This is a genomic window from Acinetobacter johnsonii, assembly GCF_048551975.1.
GTDB lineage: Bacteria > Pseudomonadota > Gammaproteobacteria > Pseudomonadales > Moraxellaceae > Acinetobacter > Acinetobacter johnsonii_A.
In genome coordinates, this window is the sequence record NZ_JBIMCF010000303.1 from 1 (window position 1) to 255 (window position 255).

Below are 255 nucleotides of genomic sequence, written 5' to 3' on the forward strand. Positions count from 1 at the left end.
TTCAGTCTTCAGGGTGAATCAAAGCAGCAAGACAGACACCAAGATTACCCAGTTTGGACGCGTACTCAGTACCCTGAATATCGATATCAACTTCGCCAATTCACCACAGGCCAAAGGCCGTGTGGAACGTGCCAACAGAACCCTTCAGGACCGTCTGATCAAGGAGATGCGACTGGAAGGTATCAGCTCGATTGAGCAAGCTAATGCCTGCCTACCCTGCTTCATTGAGCAGTTCAATCAGAAGTTCGCCAAGAT

General features: G+C 49.4%; 1 pseudogene. It reads left to right on the forward strand.

Annotated features, from left to right (window positions below):
* A pseudogene (locus ACG9ZB_RS17570) lies at positions 1-255 on the forward strand (ISNCY family transposase); the annotation flags it as partial.